Genomic DNA, 21,075 nt, shown 5'->3' on the forward strand with positions numbered 1-21,075 from the left:
AGGGCTGGCTAGGGAATTTGCTTATTTTCTAGACGGCCTCTAGAGACGACTTTGTTCTCAAAGCCGGCCCTGCCGATGCGATCCGGTTCGTTCCTCGCCAGAAGGAATTCCTTTCTTACAGTATCAAAATGAGCACCACGAAAAAGCGGTCTCTCGAAGAGGCCGCTTTTTTCGATCCGCCGTCAGGTCAAGTCGAGGCATAGGAAGAGGTTGCCCGGGAGGGGGTATATGTAGGTGCGCATCTTTTTGCCCGTGTGGGCATCCGTGTAGATGGCCGATAGTTTTCCGGCCTCCTGATGGGTGGCCTTGACGATATTGCTGAGAAAATAGGGGCGCCAAGCCCAGTTGCGTCCGATGAAATCGGAGTCCTGTTTCCAATGCCCGTTCTGGCGGGTGAAGTTCGATGACCACTGGTAGCCCCGTTCGTCGCAGAGGAAGACGCGAATCACCATCTTGGGGAGAAGTTCCAAGAAGGGATGGACGAAAGCGTCGGCGGCGCCGGGGGTGATTGCATCACAGTCGGACAGGCGATGAAGACATGTAAGGAGGCTGTCCCGGAGTTCCTCGGCGGCGCGCAGGTCAGCATGCTGCTGCCAAAGGGCGTGATCGACGAATTGCTGGATCTGGCGTTCCAGAATGGGCCGGAAGGCGTCGGGGTTTTGCATGGCCGCTTGGGGCGGAGAGAAGAAGTAGCCTTGCAGGTACCGGGCGCCGAGCGAAAGGGCGATCTGCACCTCTTCTCTCGTCTCGATGCCTTCAAAGAGCAAGAAGGCACCAATCTTTTCGGCCATCACGGCAAAGGAGCGGAGGATCTCCTGAAAAAAGGACTCGCGACCGCACTTTTTCACCAGTTCCAGGTCCAACTTGAGGATGTTTGGCTTGATGTAGGCAATGCGGTCAAAGTTGACGAATCCGCTCCCCACATCATCGATGGCGATCTGGCACCCCGCTTCCCGGTAGGTGCGAGTGACACGGGCCAGTTCCTCGATATCGTCGAAGAAGGAATCCTCCGTGATTTCGATGGTGATCCGAGAGGGGTCGATGTTATGTTCCCGTAGAAAGCGCAAGGTGGGCAGTTGCTCCGGTCTTTGGCGGAAATGATAGATCCAGTTCGGTTTCAGGTTGAGAAAAAGGCGCGTATTCTCAGGAGCGTTGACGAGACTGGCGATCGCCTTCCGGCGGATGATGCGATCGATAGAGATATGCTCCTCCATGGAAAGGGAGGAGTCATGAAAAAAAGGTCCTAGGCTGCGCACACCCTGTGGGCCCGTATAGCGACCGAGCACCTCGTAGGCATAGATGGTTTGCGTATCCATCGAGAGGATCGGTTGAAAGTGCGGCATGACCGTGTCAGGGTTGGGAATAAACCGGGGTCGATTCATCGCTGGGCCTCCTCGGCATGATGCCGCCCTTTTCCAGCAGTTGCGCTGCGGGAAAGCTGCTGTTCATTGATCCGTGTCGATGGACTGGATGATCCGTTTCCCGTGAAAACGTCCTTTTTCGATGTTGGCTTGGGTGACCCGCCAGCCTTCGCTGATGGCGCCGGCGACATAGAGGCCGGGAACGGTGGTCTCCATCGTCAATGGGTTATGGACGGGAAAGCCGGATGCATCGAGGGCTGCCCCTGCCTGGACGAGCAGATCGGTATTGGGCCGGTATCCCGTCATCAAAAAGACAAAATCGGCCTCCAACTCGAAGGGGGTCTCATCGCCCGTTGTAGACAAGGTGATCGTCTGCGGACGGATGGACAGGATCCGGGTGTGAAACAAGGCGGCGATCTCATTTTTTAAGATGCGCGCCGTCAGTTCAGCGCCGATCCAGGGTTTGACGGTGGCGTCCATCTCTCCCCGGAAGTGGACGACCGTTGTCAGGGCGCCGAAACGGGAGAGTTCCAAGGCCGCTTCGGCAGCTGAATTGCCCCCGCCGACGATGATCACCCGTCGCCCCATATAAGGGAAGGGCTCTTTGTAGTAATGACTCACATGGGGCAGTTCTTCACCGGGCACGCCGATGAGGTTAGGCCGATCATAACAACCGGTGGCCACGACGACCCGCTTGGCGAAGACGACCGGCTCTTCGCCGTTCAGCTTATCCCGTGTGTGCAGCATGAAGCCGGACGAAGTGGGAAGAACCTCTGTCACCTCACGGTAGGTTTGGATCGGGATCCCAAAATGCTGCACGGCGCGCCAGTAGTAACGCACCGTTTCAAGCCGGGTTGGGCGGCAGTTCCCGGAGATAAAGGGAAGTCCCCCGATCTCCAGCATGTCGGTCGTGCTGAACAGCACCATATAGACCGGGTATTCAGCCACAGAACGGACCACATTGCCTTTTTCCAAGACAACGCAGTCAAGGCCGTGCTCCTTCGCTTCGATGGCGCAGGCCAGCCCGCAGGGTCCGCCGCCTATAACCGCGATATCATACATCTTTGCCCCACCTCCAAGTTGCTCTGCTTCTCATTATAGCTGCTGGAGGAGTACGAAAGTAGCGTCTCCCTTTGCTGAAGCCGATATAGAGGAAAAATGAAGAGGGATCTGATGGGGATGGGATTGTCCTTTAATCGATCGCTCCTTATCGGTCCGGAAAAAGCAAAACAGAAGGGAGAAGACATCTGCCTTCTCCCTTAGAAGCAACTACCCCTACAGTATAAACTGTTCCCTTGAGCATCGGCATCCGAACTGTAGCAAGATCGGGACAACCAGCCAGGAACCACTGAGGATAGGACACAAACGAATGGGCTTTGCGAACCTGTCGACGATACCGAAATCCTTGCTGTGGAACGCCAACATCGCGACTTCGAAAAGATACGCGGGAATTGCAGCACCAAGTTGGGAATTGTAGCACGTTACCGGGAACCGTGACACTTGACCAAAAGCGGAGACACACAACGGGGAAACCGGAGCCCTTGACAGGAATCAAAGGCCTAAAGGAGAAAACCGAGGATTTACCCGAGAAACAAGTCTTACCAGAAACCTGACACTTGAGATAGGATCCGGCACCGAGGACAGAGAGAGGAGATTCCACGACAACCAGGTGAAAAGGGTAGATGGGAGCCGGAAATAAAAGGAACCCCACTGTTGAACGGGTCGACACCTGCACTGACCGGAAAACCGAGTTTCCAACCATCGTGAGTAGGTGAACCTGAACCTTACTGTAGGGTTGTTGCTTGGCTTTATCTTATCACATTATTGTGAAGAAGGCAACAAGAAAAGGAGAGATTTTTTACAGCGATTTAACCGCCTTCGCTCCTTGACACCGGAGGGGATGCTTGACTATACTAATTGTCAATAACAGAACCTTGACCAAAGACGATGATGGGGTACTGTACACCGTTTGTCCCTTAGTCCCAGAGAGCCGGGGAAGCTGGAAACCGGCACTAATACGGCGGTGTTGTCTCTCCCGGGAGTTGCCAGTTGAACCCTTGCCGCGAGGCGGGCAGTAGATGGAGCCGGATGGAGCGCCACAGGCGCGAGCGTCCGTTATCATGCTGGCGGCAGCCGCTGGCTGTCGGTCAAGAGGTTGCGCCTTTTTTCGGGCGCGACAATCAGGGTGGTACCGCGGGAAAAATCCTCTCGTCCCTGACAGGTGAAGACCTGTCTGGGCGGGAGGTTTTTTTATTTTCTCTTTTGACATCATGGCACAGGTTAACGGAAGGGGAGATTGCGAAGGTGAGCCGAATCATCTACTTGGACGGCTGTTTTGTTCCGGAGGAGCAGGCAAGGATATCCGTCTTTGATCACGGTTTTCTGTACGGAGACGGGATTTTTGAAGGCATCCGGGCCTACAACGGTCGGGTCTTCAAACTGGATGCGCACATCGACCGCCTCTATGACTCCGCAAAAGCCATTCAGTTGGCGATTCCCATGGGAAAAGGGGAAATGGTCGACGTCGTCTTGGAGACCCTGCGCCGCAACCATCTTCGCGACGCCTACATCCGCTTGGTCGTATCCCGGGGGAAGGGAGATCTGGGCCTGGACCCGCGCAAGTGCCCCGGGGCTACGGTGATGTGCATCGCCGCCGGCATCACCCTCTACCCGCCGGAGTTCTACGAAAAGGGCCTGGAGGTCGTCACGGTGGCCACGCGCCGCAATGTGCCCGAAGCCCTAAACCCGCGCATTAAGTCGCTCAACTACCTGAACAACATCCTGGCCAAGCTGGAAGCGGCCAAGGCTGGCGTCTTAGAGGCGATCATGCTCAACCAGGAAGGCTATGTGGCTGAGTGCACCGGCGACAACATCTTTATTATCAAACAGAGACGCCTGATCACCCCGCCCGTTCATGTCGGCATTTTGGAGGGCATCACCCGCAACACCGTCATGGACCTGGCCCGCGAAAAAGGCATTCCGGTGGTCGAAGCGGTCTTCACCCGCTTCGATGTCTATACAGCCGATGAGGTTTTTCTCACCGGCACCGCCGCCGAGGTCATCCCTGTCGTCACCGTCGACGGCCGGACCATCGGTGAAGGCGTTCCTGGTCCGATGACGAGCGACCTCATCGCCGCCTTTCGGGAATACGCCCGGAATCAAGGCACGCCGATTTAGCCATATCGACGCCATCCGTCGATAGCAAGAAAGACGAGCAAAACTGGAAATGGGGGGAGCCTGTTGGAAGGGAATCTGCGCAGTCAGACGGTCAAATGCGGTGTGGAAAAAGCGCCGCACCGTTCACTCTTGCGATCCATCGGTCTCACAGCGGAGGAGATGAACCGACCGCTGATCGGTATCGTCAACGCCAAGAACGACGTAGTCCCCGGCCACATCCACCTGGACACGATCGCCGACGCCGTCAAGGCAGGCGTCCGCCTGGCCGGCGGCACACCGCTGGCATTTCCAACCATCGCCGTCTGTGACGGCATCGCCATGAATCACACCGGCATGAAGTACTCCCTCGCCTCGCGGGAACTGATCGCCGACTCGATCGAAGTGATGACCATGGCTCATGGCTTCGACGCCCTCGTCTTCATCCCCAACTGTGACAAGGTCGTCCCCGGTATGTTGATGGCGGCGGCCCGCCTGAACATCCCCTCCATCTTCGTCAGCGGTGGCCCCATGCTGGCAGGACGCTTTCAGGGCAAAAAAGTCAACTTGAACACCGTCTTCGAAGGCGTCGGCCAGTACAATACCGGCAAGATGACGATGGAAGAGTTGGAGGAGCTCGAGAAAAACGCCTGTCCCACCTGCGGTTCCTGCTCAGGTATGTTCACAGCTAACTCGATGAACTGCCTTACCGAAGTCCTCGGCATGAGCCTGCCTGGCAACGGCACCATCCCGGCCGTCTACTCGGCCCGCATTCTGCTAGCGAAGCAGACAGGGATGCGGATCATGGACCTGTTGGCCAACAATGTTCGACCCCTCGATATGATGACTGAAGGCACATTCCGCAACGCCGTCACTGTCGATATGGCCCTGGGCTGCTCCACCAACACGCTGCTACACCTGCCTGCTATCGCTCATGAAGCCGGCGTCGAACTGAATCTCGATATGGTCAACGAGATCAGCGCTAAAACGCCTCACCTCTGCAAGCTCGCCCCAGCCGGGGAGCACCATATTGAAGACCTCTATGAAGCGGGAGGCATCCCCGCTGTCATGAAGTCCCTCCTCGAAGCGGGGCTCATCGACGGCGACCTGCCCACAGTGACCGGCAAGACCGTCGCCGAAAACGTGGCTTCCGTCGTCAACCTGCGGCCCGATGTCATCCGTCCCCTCGACAACCCCTATTCCAAGACGGGCGGTCTCGCTGTCCTGCGGGGCAATCTCGCCCCCGACGGTGCTGTTGTCAAGAAGGGCGCCGTGGCGCCGGAGATGCTCGTCCACAAGGGTCCCGCCCGGGTTTTCGACTCGGAGGAACAAGCCTACGCGGCCATCACAGGCGGCAGAATCCAGAAGGGCGACGTCGTCGTCATCCGCTACGAAGGACCGCGCGGCGGCCCAGGCATGCGGGAGATGCTCTCGCCCACGTCGACCATCTGCGGTATGGGCCTTGACAAGGATGTGGCCCTGATCACCGACGGCCGCTTCTCCGGAGCGACGCGCGGAGCCGCCATCGGTCACGTCTCGCCGGAAGCGGCAGACGGCGGCCCTATCGCCTTCATCCGTGAAGGCGACATCATCGCTATCGACATCCCTGCCGGCAGACTCGATGTGGAGGTTGACGCGGCGGAACTGGCCGAGCGCCGCAAGGAATGGCAACCGCCGGCGCCGAAGGTGACGTCGGGATATATGAAACGTTACGCCCAGAACGTGCTGTCCGCCTCAACCGGGGCCCGGATGCGCTAAGAGCGGGATAAAAGGAGGCGAAGGCGATGCGCCATACCCTGTCCGTTTTGGTGGAGAACAAACCGGGGATCCTGACGCGCGTGGCCGGCCTTTTTGCCCGTCGAGGATACAACATCGAGAGCCTCGTCGTCGGGGAAACGGAAAACCCCACCGTTTCCCGTATGACCATCGTCGTTGACGGCGACGACCGGATCATCGAACAGGTCACCAAGCAGCTCCACAAGTTGATCGACGTGATCAAGATCCAGGATATCACCGACGAAGAGTCGGTCCACCGGGAGCTGATCCTCGTCAAGGTGAACACGGCCGACGTAGCCGCCCGCAGCGAGGTGATGCAGATCTGCGAGATCTTCCGGGCCACCATCGTCGACCTGAGCCGCAGCTCCGTGATCATTCAGGTGGTGGGCGATCAGAAGAAGATCCAAGCCATCCTGACCAGCCTGCGACCCTTCGGCATCCGCGAATTCGCCCGCACCGGGCGGATCTCCATGCTGCGGGGGGCAAAGTAGGCGACCAACCCGCTGCCGGGAAAGGCCACTGACAATCAGCGGTGCGACCTGCCTGCTGCAGCAAACCCAATCAAAAGGCGACCCCAATGACAAATGTGCAAATAGGGAATGGAGGAACCTCTCAATGAAAATGTACTATGATGCCGACGCCGATCTGTCCCTGCTCGAAGGCAAAATCGTTGCCGTCATCGGCTACGGCAGCCAAGGTCACGCCCAGGCGCAGAACCTGAAGGATTCCGGTGTCAACGTCATCATCGGCCTGCGCCCAGACTCCAACCGCGTCAAAGAAGCCCAAGCCTATGGCTTTGAAGTCTATTCCGTCGCCGAAGCGGCCGCCAAGGCGGACATCATCCAGATCCTGATCCCCGACGAAAAACAGGGCAAGGTCTATCGGGAAGAGATCGCTCCCTATCTGACTGAAGGCAAAGCCCTCTGCTTCTCCCACGGCTTCAACATCCACTTCGGACAGATCCAGCCGCCCAAAAACGTAGACGTCTTCATGGTTGCCCCCAAGAGCCCCGGCCACATGGTTCGCCGCATGTACACCATGGGCGCCGGCGTACCCACCCTCATCGCCGTCTACCAGGACGCCACCGGCCGCGCCAAAGACCTCGCCCTCGCCTACGCCAAAGGTACCGGCGGCACCCGGGCCGGCGTCATCGAAACGACCTTCCGGGAAGAGACCGAAACAGACCTCTTTGGCGAACAGGCGGTCCTCTGCGGCGGCGCTTCGGCCCTCGTCAAGGCCGGTTTTGAGACCCTTGTCGAAGCCGGCTACGCCCCCGAAATGGCCTACTTCGAGTGCCTCCATGAACTGAAGCTGATCGTTGACCTGATGTATGAAGGCGGCATCTCCTGGATGCGCTACTCCATCTCCGATACGGCCCAGTGGGGCGACATGAACATCGGGCCCCGCATCATCACCGAAGAGACCAAGAAGGAAATGAAAAAAGTCCTCAGGGAGATCCAAGAGGGCACCTTCGCCAAGGAATGGCTCCTTGAAAACGAAGTCAATCGTCCCAAATTCAACGCCCTGGCCAAAGCCGATGAAAATCATGAGATCGAAATCGTCGGCAAAAAACTGCGGGCCATGATGCCCTGGCTGAAGACTGCCAAGTAATCGAAAAAAAGACGCCGGCCTGCGCGATCCGATGAGGAGGCCCCGTGACGGGGCTTTCCTTGTCGATGGGGCCGATACAGGAAGAGGGGAGTGGAACGCCTTGAACGGAGCCCAGGCGCTGCTGAAATGCTTGGAAGAAAACGGCGTCGAGGTCATCTTCGGCTATCCCGGCGGGTCGGTGCTGCCGATTTATGACGCCCTGCTCGAATCCCCCATCCGGCATATCCTTGTGCGTTGCGAACAAGGGGCTGCCCACGCGGCCAACGGATTCGCCCGCGCCGCCGGCAAACCGGGGGTCTGCCTGGCCACATCGGGACCGGGGGCGACCAACCTGGTCACAGGGATCGCCAACGCCTACATGGACTCGATCCCCATGGTCATCATTACCGGGCAGGTTCCCACCTCTATGGTCGGCACCGACGCCTTTCAAGAAGTCGATATCACCGGCATCACCATGCCGATCACCAAACACAACTACCTCGTCAAAGATGTGGGCGACATCCCCCGCGTCGTCTATGAGGCTTTCCACATCGCCTCCACCGGTCGGCCCGGACCTGTGCTGATCGACATCCCCAAGGATGTCCTTTCCGCCGAGTGCTCCCGCTGCGGTGAGAAACCGGCCATCGACATCCGCGGTTATCGGCCCAATGTCAAGGGCCATCCATCACAGATCAAAAACGCCGCCAAGTTGATTCAAGAAGCGAAACGGCCCGTGATCATGGTCGGCGGCGGCATCATCCTCGCCAACGCCGCTCAGGAACTGACTGAGCTGGCCCTGTCGGCCCAGATCCCGGTCACGACGACACTGATGGGCATCGGCGCTTTTCCGGAGACGCACCCCCTTTCCCTGGGGATGGTGGGCATGCACGGAACTCCTTATGCCAACCGGGCCGTCAGCCAGGCCGATCTGCTCATCGGCATCGGTGTCCGCTTCGGCGATCGGGCCACCGGCAACGTGGCCAAGTTTGCCCGTGACGCCAAGATCATCCACATCGACATAGACCCGGCTGAGATCGGCAAGAACGCCGACATTGACGTGCCCATCGTCGGCGATGCCCGCCTGGTGCTCCAGCAGCTCAACCAGTTGAAACCGGCGCCCAATCATGCCGAGTGGCTGGAACAGGTGGCCCAGTTGAAGGCCCAGAACCCCCTCAAGTACCCGAAGCAGAGCCTGACCGCTCAGTACGTCATCGAAAAAGCCGGCGACATGACGCGCGATCAGGCCTGGGTCGCCACCGATGTGGGCCAGCACCAGATCTGGGCAGCTTTGCACTATAAGTTCATCAAGCCGGGGAGATTTGTCACCTCAGCCGGTCTCGGCACCATGGGCTACGGTCTGCCGGCTGCCAACGGCCTACAGACGGCCAGGCCTGATGATATGGTGATCCTATTTACCGGCGACGGCTCCATCCAGATGCAGATGCAAGAGTTGGGCACGGCCCGGCAGGAGAACCTGCCCCTGAAGATCATCCTCTTCAACAACAACGCCCTGGGGATGGTTCGCCAACTCCAACACTTCTACTGCGGCAAGCGCTACTCCGGCGTGAAGCTGACCTTCAATCCTTCCTTCGAGTCCATCGCCGCCGCCTACGGCATCCGCTACTTCGCCGTCACCCGGTTGGAGGAAGTCGAGGCGACCCTTCGGGAAGCCTTCGCCCATCCCGGCATAGTCCTTGTCGAGGTGATGACTGACGAAAACGATATGGTCTACCCGACTGTCCTCGGCGGCAAAGGGCTCGATGAGATCATCCTCTGCGAGTAAGTTATCTGACTTCTGCGCTAAATCGAGAAAATATTGATTCCCTTGATAATCAATAGCTGGGTTGCTGCAAGAGCCAGCTAGGAATTTGCTTATCCAGGTGCAGAGGGATAGCCAATAAGATCAAGCCATGTAGAAAAGGGGGCTTTCGGATGTCCAAGCGAGTCGTCATTTTTGACACCACTCTCCGAGACGGCGAGCAATCGCCCGGGGTGAGCCTCAACCTCCATGAAAAGCTGGAGATTGCCCAGCAGTTGGCCCGCCTAGGCGTGGACGTCATCGAAGCTGGTTTCCCCATCGCCTCACCGGGCGACTTCGAGGCGGTCAAGGCGGTGGCTGAACAGGTGCGCGGTCCCGTCATCTGCGCCCTCGCCCGGGCCAACCGCAAAGATATCGAGCGGGCTGCCGAAGCGCTGCGCGGCGCCGAAGAAGCCCGGATCCATACCTTCATCGCCACGTCGCCCATCCACATGCAGCACAAGCTGCGCATGGAGCCGGACAAGGTCCTCGATACGGCGGTCGACGCGGTCAAACTGGCCAAGTCCTTCACCTCGAATGTGGAGTTTTCCGCCGAAGACGCCTTCCGCAGCGATGTGGGCTTCCTCTGCCGCATCTTCTCGGCGGCCATCGAGGCAGGTGCGACGACGATCAACATCCCTGACACCGTCGGCTACGCCACGCCTCAGGAGTTCGGCGCCTTCATCAAAGCGATCATCAACGGCACACCGAACATAGATAAGGCCATTGTCTCCGTTCACTGCCATAATGACCTTGGTTTGGCTGTCGCCAATACCCTGGCTGCCCTGGAAAACGGCGCCCTCCAGGTGGAAGGCACCATCAACGGCATCGGCGAACGGGCCGGCAACGCCTCCCTCGAAGAGGTGATCATGGCCCTCTATACCCGCAAGCCCTTTTACAACCTGGAGACGTCGATCAACAAGAGCGAGATCTACCGGACCTCGCGTCTCGTTTCCAACCTGACGGGGATGCTCGTCCAGCCGAACAAAGCCATTGTCGGTAAAAACGCCTTCGCCCACGAGTCGGGCATCCACCAGGACGGCGTGCTGAAAGAGCGGACCACCTACGAGATCATGAACCCTGAGATGATCGGCATCTTCACGAACAACATCGTCCTGGGCAAACACTCGGGCCGACACGCCTTCCGGGAGCGCCTCAAAGAACTGGGCTACAGCCTTGACGATGAGAAGCTGACAAAGGCCTTTGCCCGGTTCAAAGCCCTGGCCGATCGCAAACGGGAGATCACAGATGAAGACCTGGTCGTTCTCGTCGAAGATGAACTGCGCGCCTTCCCCGAGGCCTACAGCCTCGAATACCTGCACATCACCAGCGGCACCGTGCTGGTTCCGACGGCGACGGTCCGGCTCCGTCGCGAAGAGGAGAACTTTGAGGAAGCTTCCTGCGGCGACGGTCCTGTTGACGCCGCCTACAAAGCCATCGAGAAGATCACCGGCACCGGCGCCCGCCTGGCCTCCTACGCCATCAGCGCCACCACCGCCGGCGAGGACTCCCAAGGCGAGGTCAGCGTCAAGCTGGAGCGGGAAGGCCGCTTCTACACGGGACGCGGCGTCGATACGGACATCATCGTAGCGTCGGCGAAGGCTTATCTGAATGCGGTCAACAAGATTGTCTTTGATGGGCTGCCGAAGGCGAAGACGGAGCGGGCTGTCTAGGATTTAACCTGGAATGTATTTAACAGGCGGGGGGGTGGATGCGCCACTCGCGAAGAGCTGCGCGCCTGTTCGCTGGACCGCTCCGCTAGGGCGCCAAAACGCTTGGGCTTTTCTGCATGTCGATGGCGCCCTTTGACGCTGCGCGGTCTGCGCCCATCACGCCGCTCCGCTCAAAGCGCTCGCAGCGCATCCACTCCCCAAGCCTTACGAAACTCGTATATTTTAAGGCGTAAGATAACATTCAACCCGTTTTATAAGGAGGGACCAAGACGGCCATGGGTATGACCATCACTGAAAAGATATTGGCGGCGCATGCCGGGAAGGCGTCGGTGGAGCCGGGAGAATTGATCCAGGCGAAGCTGGATCTGGTGCTGGCGAACGACGTTACGGCGCCCGTTTCCATCAAAGAGCTGGAAAAAGCCAGCTTGGACGCGGTTTTTGACAAAGAACGGGTCGTTTTGGTTCAGGACCACTTCGTGCCGGCCAAGGACATCAAGTCTGCCGAGCAGTCTAAGATCGTGCGGGACTTCGCCCGCAAACATGACATCACCCATCATTATGATGTGGGCGACATGGGCATCGAACACTGCCTGCTGCCGGAAAAAGGGCTCGTCGTGCCCGGTGACGCCGTCATCGGCGCCGACTCCCATACCTGCACCTACGGCGCCTTGGGCGCTTTCGCCACCGGCGTCGGCTCGACCGACCTGGCTGCCGGCATTGCCCTGGGCGAAGCCTGGTTCAAGGTCCCTGAGGCGATCAAGTTCGAGTACGAAGGCAAACTGCCCGAAGACGTGACCGGCAAGGACCTGATTTTGCATACCATCGGCGACATCGGTGTCGACGGCGCCCTCTACCAGTCGATGGAGTTCACCGGTTCCGCTATCGACGACCTGTCCATGGACGGCCGCATGACCATGTGCAACATGGCCATCGAAGCCGGCGGCAAAAACGGCATCATCGCCCCCGACAAAAAGACGATTGCCTATGTGGAGGAGCGGGCCACCCGCCCCTATAAGGTCTATACGTCCGACCCCGATGCCAAGTATGCCCGCGTCATCAAGTATGACGTGGAGAAACTGGAGCCTGTTGTCGCCTTCCCGCACCTGCCTGAAAACACCCGGCCTGTCAGCGAAGCCGGCCACGTTGAAATCGACCAGGTCGTCATCGGCTCCTGCACAAACGGGCGCATCGAAGACCTGCGCATGGCCGCCAAGATCCTGCAAGGCAAAAAGGTGCACAAAAACGTCCGCTGCATCATCTTTCCCGGCACCCAGGCCATCTACAAGCAAGCCATCAAGGAAGGCCTCATCGATATCTTTATTGATGCCGGCGCTGCCGTGTCGACGCCCACCTGCGGTCCCTGCCTGGGCGGCCACATGGGCATCCTGGCCAAAGGCGAGCGGGCATTGGCGACGACGAACCGCAATTTCGTCGGCCGCATGGGCCACCCTGAAAGCGAAGTCTACCTGTGCGGCCCCAACGTGGCCGCCGCTTCGGCCATCGCCGGGCGCATCGTCCATCCACGGGAGGTGGAATAATGGAATTTACAGGCCGCGTATGGAAATTCGGCAAGGACATCGATACCGACGCCATCATCCCGGCTCGCTACCTGAACACCACGTCGCCGGAAGAACTGGCCAAACACTGCATGGAAGACGCCGATCCCTCCTTCCCCCAGAAGGTGCGCAAGGGCGACATCATCGTCGCCGACAAAAACTTTGGCTGCGGCTCCTCGCGGGAACATGCCCCCATCGCCATTAAAGCCGCCGGCGTCCCTTGCGTCATCGCCAAGTCCTTCGCCCGCATCTTCTTCCGCAACGCCATCAACATCGGCCTTCCCATCTTCGAATGCCCCGAGGCTGTTGACGGCATCCGTGAGGGCGACGTCGTCCAGGTCAACGCCGATAGGGGCGTCATCTTCAACATGACCACCGGCCAGACCTACACCGCCAAAGCCCTCCCTGCCTCGATGCAATCGATCATCCAGGCCGGCGGCCTCATGCAGTACGTCAAGACCCGGGTAGCGGAAGGGAAATAAAAGGAAAAAGGCTTTCCGGTTTCTTCGGATGTTACGAATAACGGAATATTACCAGCCGGGGGTAGCCGTTTGTGAGCGGTTTGGGCGTAGCGGCGAAAAGCGAGCGAGAGATGCGAAGCGGTAAGGGCGCCATGGTTCACATGCAGAAAAGCCCAGAGGTTTGGCGCCCTAGCGGAGCATCCGAGCGAGCCGCCGCGAGGCCCTAAGCGAACAAACGGCTGCCCCCGGCCACACGAAAGGACGAGCACTGTTGACATACCGCATCGCAGTCCTTCCCGGCGACGGCATCGGCGCCGAAATCGTACCCCAGGCGCTGCGCGTCCTTGAGGCCGTTGGCGCCAAGTACGGTCTTTCCTTTACCTTCACGGAAGGGCTCATTGGCGGCATCGCCATCGACGAGACAGGCCAGCCCCTGCCTCAGGAAACGCTGGAACTGTGCCGAAACAGCGACGCCATCCTCCTCGGCGCCATCGGCGGACCCAAGTGGGACAACCTGCCGACCCATCTCCGACCGGAGGTGGGCGCCCTGCTGCCGCTGCGCAAGGCCTTGGGGCTGTACGCCAACATCCGCCCCTGCCGCACCTATGATGCCCTCGCAGACGCGTCGACCCTCAAAAAAGAGGTCCTCGCCGGTACGGACATGGTCATCATCCGCGAACTGACAGGCGGTCTCTACTTCGGCTCCAAAGGACGAACAGACGTCGATGGCGTCCAGCAGGCCTGGGACACCATGATCTATTCGACGCCGGAGATTGAGCGCATCGTCCGGCTGGCCTTCGAGACAGCCCGTCATCGCCGGAAAAAACTCTGCTCCGTCGACAAGGCGAACGTCCTCGAATCATCCCGCCTCTGGCGGGAGACGGTGAACCGCCTTGCTCCCGAATACCCCGACATCGCCGTCACCCACATGTATGTGGACAATGCAGCCATGCAGCTCATCCGCAACCCCGGCCAGTTTGACGTGGTGGTCACTGAAAACACCTTCGGCGACATCCTCTCCGATCAGGCGTCGATGCTCTCCGCCTCTCTCGGCATGCTGGCATCGGCCTCCCTTGGCGGCCGCGTCGGTCTATACGAACCGGCTCATGGCTCTGCTCCCGATATCGCCGGCCAGAAAAAAGCCAACCCCATCGCCACCATTCTGTCAGCGGCGATGATGCTGGAATACTCCTTCAACCGTGTCGCAGAAGCTCGGGCCATCGAGGCAGCCATAGAAGCGGTGCTGGCGAAAGGTTTCCGCACCGGCGACATCATGGAAGCAGGAAAAAGGCTGGTCAACACCGAAGAGATGACGGACCGTGTGTTGGAAGAGCTGGCTTGACCGGCTCTTCTCTCATATCAGGATGTATCGCTCGTTATCACAAACGCGAACATCCAGCGCATAAACACGAACATTCATCGCTTACCGGTACGCTTCCCTGTCCCAGGACCCGCACCGCTGCAGCAGATGAATAACTCAAAGAGATACACGCATCGTTCGGTGAATCGATGGTCAAGTCATGAGACTCATCTCCTGCCGCCCCGGTCCCCAGGACGTGCGTGCCATCCACAAGCTTGACCGTTTAAGAAACTGCGCCACGCCACGGTCAAGTGGAACAGTTCGAGAAAGAGGTGCCCCCGATGGACCGTGTATTTATTTATGACACGACGCTTCGCGACGGAACCCAGGGGGAAGGCATCTCCCTCAGTGTGGAAGACAAAGTAAAAATCGCAGCACGTTTGGATCAACTTGGCGTAGCCTACATTGAGGGCGGATGGCCCGGATCCAACCCCAAAGACATGGAATTTTTCCAGCGGGCGCAGCAGATGACATGGAAGCATGCCAAGATTGCCGCCTTCGGCTCGACCTGCCGCCCTGGCAGCGAGGCTTGTGACGATCCTAACCTGCGGGCGCTCATCGAGTCGGGCGCGCCGGTCGTCACGATATTCGGCAAATCCTGGGATTTTCATGTCACAGCGGCCCTACGGACCACCTTGGAAGAAAACCTGCGTCTGGTCCGCGATTCGATCACCTTCTTGAAAAATCAGGGCCGGGAAGTGATTTTCGACGCTGAGCACTTCTATGACGGCTACAAAGGCAATCCCGCCTATGCCAAAGAGGTCGTCATGACGGCGGAAAAAGCAGGCGCCGACTGGATCGTCCTCTGCGACACCAACGGCGGCACACTTCCCCACGATGTCCTGTCCATCACGCAGGAGATGGTCTTCACCCTGCGGGCGCCTGTGGGCGTCCACGTCCACAACGACGGCGACCTGGCAGTGGCCAACTCCATCATGGGAGTCATGGCCGGCGCCCGCCAGGTGCAGGGCACCATGAACGGCTATGGGGAACGCTGCGGCAACGTCAATCTTTGTTCTGTCATCCCCAACCTCCAGTTGAAGATGAAGATGGAGTGCCTGCCGGAGGGCAAGTTGCAGACCTTGACTGATGCGGCTCACTTTGTCGGTGAGATCGCCAACATGCCCCTGCGCAACGACATGCCTTTTGTCGGTCATTCGGCTTTCGCGCACAAGGGCGGCATCCACGTGTCGGCCTTGATGAAGGACCCCGGCACCTATGAACACATCCAGCCGGAGGCGGTGGGCAACCATCGGCGCGTCCTCGTATCCGAACTGTCCGGCATGAGCAACGTCATCTACAAGGCCAAGGAACTGGGCTTGGATGTAAACCGGCAGAACGCCGATACGAAGCAGATCATCGAACAGATCAAGAACCTCGAACATCAAGGCTTTCAATTTGAAGGGGCGGAAGCGTCTTTTGAGGTGCTCCTGCGCCGCGCCTTCGGCGAAGATCCGGTGCCCTTCGTTCTTGACTCGATCCGCCTGATCATCGAGAAGCGATCTGACGCCGATTTCACCTCGGAAGCCATGATCAAGCTGCGCGTCGGCGACCAAGTCGTTCATACGGCCGCCGAAGGTAACGGCCCCGTCAACGCCGTCGACAACGCGCTGCGCAAGGCCCTTCTCAGCCACTACCCCTTCCTGGCCGAGTGCCATCTCACCGACTACAAGGTGCGTGTCCTCGACGGGAAAGACGCCACAGAGGCAAAAGTTCGCGTCCTCATCGAGACGCGGGACTCCCACGACGCCTGGGGGACTGTTGGCGTGTCGACCAACATCATCGAGGCCTCTTGGCAGGCGTTGATGGACTCCTTCCTGTATGGCTACATGCGAGAACGGGCCCGGGCGTCGATAGAATCATCCCGACCTGCCTAATGGGTTGACTGCCCGTCCGATTTCAGAAATGGAAAGAGCCTGCCCGGTGGGCAGGCTCTACGCTTTCAGAGAAAGCTCTTGCAAAGGAGAGGCGATCATCGTCAGAAACAACAGCCATCTTGACGAACAGCAGGCACCTTTAACGAGCAACAGATACCTCTAACGAGCAACAGATACCTTTGATGAACAACAGGCACCCTTGACGGAGAACAGGCGTCTTTGACGAATCTCGAATCAGATCTTTTCGATCGGATTCGGTTGGTTTTTCGGTCGAGGACGGATCATGCGGTCGATCACGTAGCGGCGAATGACAGCGAGGTTTTGGAAAATCCGGACGCCGAAGGCGAAGACAGCCGCCAAAAAGAGATCGACGCCGAGGCGGTCGCCGATGTAGGCCAGCAAGGCCGCCAGGACGGCGTTTGTAAAAAATCCGGTCAGCAGGACGAGGGCGTCAAATTTGTCCTCTAGGAAGCTGCGGAGAGAGCCGAAGACCGAATCCAGCGCTGCCAGAACGGCCACGGACATATATTTGGCATATTCCATGGGGATGGTAATGGATAAAACGGATCCGATGAAGATGCCAAGGGCCAACCCAATCAGCGGTAGCCACATCTTGTTCTGCACCACCTCGACGGGAAAAATCTTTGTCACTTCGGCTCCATTATAGTCGCAAACCTGATTTTGCCACAAGGGATTTTCGCCGCTGAGAGAGAATTTCTATACAGGGAGGTGATGACGATGCTACCACCGAACTTAGAGAATTTTAATTTTATGGCCCTATTGGACATCGTTGCAGTCGCTTTTATCATCTACCGGCTGACCATGTTCATCAAGGGCACCCGCGCGGTCCAACTGCTCAAAGGGTTCGGTGTGTTGATCATCGCCTCGTACCTCAGTGAGGCCCTGAGTCTGAACACCCTCAGTTGGCTGCTGAAGCAGGCCTGGACCGCCTTGATCGTCGCTTTGCCGATTGTGTTTCAGCCGGAACTGCGCCGGACGCTGGAGCAATTGGGACGAGGCAAGCTGTTTCCGGCCCAGATCGCCGTCATGGCCGACGAGGATCGCAGCTTCCTGATCGGCGAGATCGTGCGGGCTGTCGGCGTCCTGATGAAAAACAAGATCGGCGCCTTGATCATCATCGAACGCAAGACAGGCGTCAATGATGTCATCGAGACGGGCACATGGATCGACGGCAAGGTGTCGAGCGAGTTTCTCGTGAACATATTCATTCCCAAGACGCCCCTTCATGACGGCGCCGTCGTCGTGCGCGGCGATCGTGTCGTAGCCGCCGCCTGTTATTTGCCGCTCACCGACGATCCAGGTTTGGCTCGGGAACTAGGCACCCGCCACCGGGCGGGCATCGGCATCACCGAACAGTCCGATGCCGTTGCGGTTATCGTCTCCGAGGAGACGGGAAACCTATCCATGGCGGTGGACGGCAAGCTGACTCGTTTTCTCGATGAAACCTCCCTCCGATCGCGCCTGGAAGAACTGTTGCAACCGAAAACGACAAACTCCCGTTCGTTCTGGCAATGGAGGAGCAACCCATGATGGATATTGCCGGAACAGCGCGCCGCAACTGGCTCTATAAACTGGCCGCCCTTGCCATCGCCATCCTCCTATGGGTCTACGTGAACGCCGAACAACAGAGCGTCCAGACCTTTCCCGTCCAACTGGAGCGGGAAGGACTCGAAGCCGGCTATGTCCTCGACCCGGAGCCGCCTACTGTGGTGGAGCTGCGCGTCAAGGGGCCGAAGGCGATCATGGCCAACTTGTCGTCTCGCGATTTTCGCGCCCGTATCAGCCTGACCGGGGCCAAACCGGGACCGTTGACTATCGGCGTCACCGTCGACGCGCCGTCGAATGTGCAGATCATCAGCAAATCGCCAGCTGAACTGAGTCTGCATGTGGACGTGCTGGAGACGCGGACGCTGCCGCTCGCCTGGGAGTTTAAGGGCAACATGGCGGCCGGCTACCGGGTCGGCGACCCGACGCTCCGCCCGGCGGAGGTTGTCGTCAGCGGGCCTCGTGAAAAACTGCGGCAGATTCAGCGCGTGGGAGTGCAAATCCCCGTCGGCGCCAAGGAGAGCTTCACCCGCTTGCTGCCGGTCCGTGTGATTGAGCCGGCCCTCAGCGATGACGGGAGACTGCAGATCTCGCCCAAGTCGGTCGAGGTCACCGTTCCGGTCCTCCAGGAGATGACGAGCAGAACGGTCGCTGTTCAGCCGCTCGTCACCGGCACGCCAGCCGATGGTTTTAAAGTGCTTTCGACACGGGTAGAACCGGCAAACCTGTCGGTGACCATGCCGGCGGAAGGCTTTGCCGACCTGCGCGCGCTGGCCACCTCGCCTGTCGACATCAACGGCGCGCGGGCTGATGTCGTCAAAGATGTGAACCTTGCCTTGCCCGCCGGCGTGCGGCCCGTCAACGCCGCGCTCACCGTCGTCCGGGTCATCGTCACTATCGGACCGGTTTTCCAGCCGACACCACAGCCTCCAGAAGAAGCCAAACCGGCCACCGGCGGCACAACCCAAACTGACCCTGGCAAGGAGCCCGGCAAAGAACCGGGCTCGGGCGCTGGCACAGGGGCTGCGACTACCAGCGGCGCAACCGGAGGGGCGGGGACGGGACAGCAAAGAAGGTAAAGGGAGTAAGGAGACAAAATCGTCTTGAAAATTCGCATCGCCAACCTGCGCGCCGGGCTGTCGGAAGATGCCGGGCGCCTTTTGCCAAAAGCGGCCCGCCGGATCGGCCTCAAGCCCGGCCAGATCGAAAACATGGAGATCCTCCGCGAGGCCGTCGACGCGCGCAAAAAAGCGGATATCCGCTTCGTCTACACGGTAGAGGTTACCCTCAAAGCTGGTGTGAAGCCCCCGCCGGGGATTTTGGACAAAGACCCCCAGGTGAGCCTCGTCGCTGAGAACAAAGCGACACCACTGTTGCGGGGGAGTGAACCCCTGACCCGTCGTCCCGTCATCGTCGGCGCAGGTCCTTGCGGTTATTTTGCGGCCCTCAAGCTGGCCGAGGCCGGCTTCAAACCTATCCTGCTGGAGCGCGGCTACGATGTGGACCGCCGGGCGGCTGACGTGGACCGCTTTTGGGAGACAGGAAAGCTGAGGGCTGATTCGAACGTCCAGTTTGGCGAGGGTGGCGCCGGCACCTTTTCCGACGGCAAACTGACGACTCGCACCCACGACTGGCGGATCAACGAGGTCTTCCGGCGGCTTGCTGAAGCCGGGGCGCCCCAGGAGATCCTATATAAAGCAAAACCCCATGTGGGCACCGATGTCCTGCGCCAGGTGGTCCGCAACCTGCGGCAGCGCCTGCTCGAGCAAGGCGGTCAGGTCTTTTTCGGCGCCTGCGTGGAGGAACTGATACTGGAAAAAACGGCTCTGGGCCGGCGTGTGGCTGGCGTGCGGCTCGCGCCGGGCGTTGACTTGATGGACAGGGGATCGGCGGAGGACCTGCCTCTCTCCGGAACAGCCCGTTCCGGCCTCGAACTGGCTGCCGATGTGGTCATCGTGGCTATCGGTCACAGCGCCCGCGATACGGCGAAAAACCTCTACGACCAGGAGATTGCCATGGAGGCGAAGCCCTTTGCCGTCGGCCTGCGCGTCGAGCACCCACAGGCGTTGATCGACCGCGCCCAGTACGGCCGCTTCGCCGGCCACGAGCGCCTCGGCGTCGCCGACTACAACCTGCACACCAAGCTGGCCGAAGCTGGGCGAACCGTCTTTTCCTTCTGCATGTGCCCTGGCGGCCAGGTGGTGGCCGCCGCCTCGGAAGCGGGCGGCGTCGTCACCAACGGCATGAGCGCCTACGCCCGCGACAGCGGCGTGGCCAACTCAGCCCTCGTCGTCTCGGTGAGCCCCGGTGACTACCCTGTTCCCGGCCCCCTCGGCGGCGCCGAGTTTCAACGGATCTGGGAGCGCAAAGCCTTTGAACTGGGTGAAGGCGACTACCGCGCGCCGGCGCAGACAGTGGGCGATTTTTTAGCTGACCAAAAAGGCGACCTGTCAGACAGCCTCGTCAAGCCCACCTATCGGCCCGGCGTGACGGCAGCCAACCTCCGCGACGGCCTGCCCAAAGCGGTGGGCGAGGCGCTCGCAGCCGGCCTGGCCGACTTCGGCCGCAAGATCCAGGGATTCGACCTGCCCAAAGCCGTCCTGACCGGTGTAGAGACACGCACCTCGTCACCCTGGCGCATCAACCGCGACGAATCGCTGCAGTCGCCCGGCATCAAAGGGCTCTATCCTGGCGGAGAAGGCGCAGGCTATGCCGGGGGCATCGTCAGCGCCGCCGTCGACGGCCTGCGCCTGGCCGAGGCGATCATCGCCACTTACCGGCTGTAGCGAGACAGGCGAAACGAAACCAGTCAAATAACGGAAACCGGTCAAAAGGGAAGCAGGCCAAAAAGACAATAAACAAGAGAACTGTGCAGAGCGGCCAATTCAGCGGAAAAGCAAAAAG

Annotated in this window: 16 protein-coding genes; 13 read left to right on the plus strand and 3 right to left on the minus strand. The window is 59.4% G+C overall.

Annotation, left to right across the window (positions count from 1 at the left end):
- Positions 1-182: 182 nt before the first annotated feature.
- Complete coding sequence (locus HM1_RS06855) at positions 183-1,382, minus strand: EAL domain-containing protein (protein WP_012282593.1); 1,200 nt, start codon at positions 1,380-1,382, stop codon at positions 183-185.
- 63 nt (positions 1,383-1,445) lie between these two features.
- Entirely contained in the window at positions 1,446-2,423 is a 978-nt protein-coding gene (locus tag HM1_RS06860; RefSeq protein ID WP_012282594.1) for a YpdA family putative bacillithiol disulfide reductase, read from the minus strand.
- Positions 2,424-3,665: 1,242 nt separating this feature from the next.
- Between HM1_RS06860 and ilvE the strand changes: the two genes are divergently transcribed.
- The 10 genes from ilvE (at position 3,666) to cimA (ending at position 16,605) form a co-directional block, all read left to right on the plus strand.
- Positions 3,666-4,538 carry a branched-chain-amino-acid transaminase gene (gene ilvE / locus HM1_RS06865; protein ID WP_012282596.1) on the plus strand — a complete coding sequence of 291 codons (873 nt, stop codon included), beginning with the start codon at positions 3,666-3,668 and terminating at the stop codon, positions 4,536-4,538.
- 75 nt (positions 4,539-4,613) lie between these two features.
- On the plus strand, positions 4,614-6,272 hold the full coding sequence (gene ilvD / locus HM1_RS06870) for a dihydroxy-acid dehydratase (RefSeq protein ID WP_041314961.1): 1,659 nt from the start codon (positions 4,614-4,616) through the stop codon (positions 6,270-6,272).
- A 26-nt stretch (positions 6,273-6,298) separates the two neighbouring features.
- Positions 6,299-6,781 carry an acetolactate synthase small subunit gene (ilvN, locus tag HM1_RS06875; protein ID WP_012282598.1) on the plus strand — a complete coding sequence of 161 codons (483 nt, stop codon included), beginning with the start codon at positions 6,299-6,301 and terminating at the stop codon, positions 6,779-6,781.
- Positions 6,782-6,905: 124 nt separating this feature from the next.
- Entirely contained in the window at positions 6,906-7,901 is a 996-nt protein-coding gene (ilvC, locus tag HM1_RS06880; protein ID WP_012282599.1) for a ketol-acid reductoisomerase, read from the plus strand.
- 100 nt (positions 7,902-8,001) lie between these two features.
- On the plus strand, positions 8,002-9,663 hold the full coding sequence (gene ilvB, locus HM1_RS06885) for a biosynthetic-type acetolactate synthase large subunit (RefSeq protein ID WP_012282600.1): 1,662 nt from the start codon (positions 8,002-8,004) through the stop codon (positions 9,661-9,663).
- A 149-nt stretch (positions 9,664-9,812) separates the two neighbouring features.
- On the plus strand, positions 9,813-11,351 hold the full coding sequence (locus HM1_RS06890; RefSeq protein ID WP_012282601.1) for a 2-isopropylmalate synthase: 1,539 nt from the start codon (positions 9,813-9,815) through the stop codon (positions 11,349-11,351).
- A gap of 275 nt (positions 11,352-11,626) precedes the next feature.
- Positions 11,627-12,889 (plus strand): 3-isopropylmalate dehydratase large subunit, encoded by a 1,263-nt coding sequence (gene leuC, locus HM1_RS06895; RefSeq protein ID WP_012282602.1) that lies wholly within the window; start codon positions 11,627-11,629, stop codon positions 12,887-12,889.
- Positions 12,889-13,389 (plus strand): 3-isopropylmalate dehydratase small subunit, encoded by a 501-nt coding sequence (gene leuD / locus HM1_RS06900; RefSeq protein ID WP_012282603.1) that lies wholly within the window; start codon positions 12,889-12,891, stop codon positions 13,387-13,389. The genes leuC and leuD overlap by 1 nt, the downstream gene beginning before the upstream one ends.
- 250 nt (positions 13,390-13,639) lie before the next feature.
- Positions 13,640-14,710 carry a 3-isopropylmalate dehydrogenase gene (gene leuB, locus HM1_RS06905; RefSeq protein ID WP_012282604.1) on the plus strand — a complete coding sequence of 357 codons (1,071 nt, stop codon included), beginning with the start codon at positions 13,640-13,642 and terminating at the stop codon, positions 14,708-14,710.
- Between the two features lie 299 nt (positions 14,711-15,009).
- Complete coding sequence (gene cimA, locus HM1_RS06910) at positions 15,010-16,605, plus strand: citramalate synthase (RefSeq protein ID WP_012282605.1); 1,596 nt, start codon at positions 15,010-15,012, stop codon at positions 16,603-16,605.
- Positions 16,606-16,839: 234 nt separating this feature from the next.
- Here cimA and HM1_RS06915 read toward each other — a convergent pair whose 3' ends face one another.
- Complete coding sequence (locus HM1_RS06915) at positions 16,840-17,217, minus strand: small basic family protein (RefSeq protein ID WP_012282607.1); 378 nt, start codon at positions 17,215-17,217, stop codon at positions 16,840-16,842.
- 126 nt (positions 17,218-17,343) lie between these two features.
- Between HM1_RS06915 and cdaA the strand changes: the two genes are divergently transcribed.
- Genes cdaA through HM1_RS06930 form a run of 3 tightly spaced genes read left to right on the plus strand, consistent with a single transcriptional unit; the run spans position 17,344 to position 20,957 of the window.
- The gene (gene cdaA / locus HM1_RS06920) at positions 17,344-18,156 is read left to right on the plus strand and encodes a diadenylate cyclase CdaA (RefSeq protein ID WP_012282608.1); all 813 of its coding nucleotides are present in this window, start codon (positions 17,344-17,346) and stop codon (positions 18,154-18,156) included.
- Positions 18,153-19,250: a CdaR family protein gene (locus HM1_RS06925; protein ID WP_012282609.1), complete on the plus strand. Its 1,098-nt coding sequence runs from the start codon at positions 18,153-18,155 to the stop codon at positions 19,248-19,250. The genes cdaA and HM1_RS06925 overlap by 4 nt, the downstream gene beginning before the upstream one ends.
- A gap of 24 nt (positions 19,251-19,274) precedes the next feature.
- Positions 19,275-20,957 (plus strand): NAD(P)/FAD-dependent oxidoreductase, encoded by a 1,683-nt coding sequence (locus tag HM1_RS06930; protein ID WP_012282610.1) that lies wholly within the window; start codon positions 19,275-19,277, stop codon positions 20,955-20,957.
- Positions 20,958-21,075: the final 118 nt, after the last annotated feature.

The sequence above is a fragment of the Heliomicrobium modesticaldum Ice1 genome, assembly GCF_000019165.1.
Lineage (GTDB): Bacteria > Bacillota > Desulfitobacteriia > Heliobacteriales > Heliobacteriaceae > Heliomicrobium > Heliomicrobium modesticaldum.

What these genes read in the sequence shown, in the direction of transcription:
- HM1_RS06855 (WP_012282593.1), bottom strand. Translation starts at nt 1,382, where the DNA reads ATGAATCGACCCCGGTTTATTCCCAACCCTGACACGGTCATGCCGCAC.
- ilvN (WP_012282598.1), top strand. Translation starts at nt 6,299, where the DNA reads ATGCGCCATACCCTGTCCGTTTTGGTGGAGAACAAACCGGGGATCCTG.
- HM1_RS06925 (WP_012282609.1), top strand. Translation starts at nt 18,153, where the DNA reads ATGATGGATATTGCCGGAACAGCGCGCCGCAACTGGCTCTATAAACTG.
- HM1_RS06890 (WP_012282601.1), top strand. Translation starts at nt 9,813, where the DNA reads ATGTCCAAGCGAGTCGTCATTTTTGACACCACTCTCCGAGACGGCGAG.
- HM1_RS06915 (WP_012282607.1), bottom strand. Translation starts at nt 17,217, where the DNA reads ATGTGGCTACCGCTGATTGGGTTGGCCCTTGGCATCTTCATCGGATCC.
- cdaA (WP_012282608.1), top strand. Translation starts at nt 17,344, where the DNA reads ATGCTACCACCGAACTTAGAGAATTTTAATTTTATGGCCCTATTGGAC.
- leuC (WP_012282602.1), top strand. Translation starts at nt 11,627, where the DNA reads ATGGGTATGACCATCACTGAAAAGATATTGGCGGCGCATGCCGGGAAG.
- HM1_RS06860 (WP_012282594.1), bottom strand. Translation starts at nt 2,423, where the DNA reads ATGTATGATATCGCGGTTATAGGCGGCGGACCCTGCGGGCTGGCCTGC.
- cimA (WP_012282605.1), top strand. Translation starts at nt 15,010, where the DNA reads ATGGACCGTGTATTTATTTATGACACGACGCTTCGCGACGGAACCCAG.
- ilvC (WP_012282599.1), top strand. Translation starts at nt 6,906, where the DNA reads ATGAAAATGTACTATGATGCCGACGCCGATCTGTCCCTGCTCGAAGGC.
- leuD (WP_012282603.1), top strand. Translation starts at nt 12,889, where the DNA reads ATGGAATTTACAGGCCGCGTATGGAAATTCGGCAAGGACATCGATACC.